The sequence below is a fragment of the Micromonospora desertarenae genome, assembly GCF_056150265.1.
In genome coordinates, this window is record NZ_JAXCFQ010000032.1 from 1 (window position 1) to 540 (window position 540).

At 58.5% G+C, this 540-nt stretch carries 1 protein-coding gene; it reads right to left on the reverse strand.

Annotated features, from left to right (window positions below; translation table 11 throughout):
• Positions 1-260: 260 nt before the first annotated feature.
• On the reverse strand, positions 261-540 hold a 280-nt coding region (locus SM577_RS31620; protein WP_474588701.1), incomplete at its 5' end, for a helix-turn-helix domain-containing protein.

A 540-nucleotide genomic window follows, 5' to 3' on the forward strand; every position in this document is an offset into this window, starting at 1 on the left:
TTGCCTGTCGGGATATCTACGCTAACATCCCGCAGGGCGTGAACCACCCGATCGCCCACCCCGTAGGTTTTCCCTACTCGTATTGCTCGCGCAGCCACCTGACCACTCATCGCTAAACACTCACTCCCCTTGTCGTGACATCGTTTTCGATGCCAACGACAACCTATGAGCGAGGACGGTCAGCAGTCATCGGCGTACGGTCCCATCTTCGGCGTCTCCGGTATCAGACCGTAGTCTGATACCGGCATACCGAACCACGTTCAGTCGTGGGTCCTGAGAAGGTCATCGATACCTACGAGACCTGCGCGAAAAGCAAATAACACCACCTGGACTCGATCCCGCGATCCGGTTTTCGTCAGAATTCGACCGACGTGGGTCTTCACCGTCGCCAACGACAGGTACAACTGCGCTGCAATCTCGCCGTTGGTCTTCCCCACTGCGATCGCCTGTAGAACTTCGGTCTCGCGAGGGGTTAACAGTTCGAGCATGTCCGCATCAGCTGCCGCGACCGTTGCGGGCGCCCGTCCGCCCTCCTCTGCT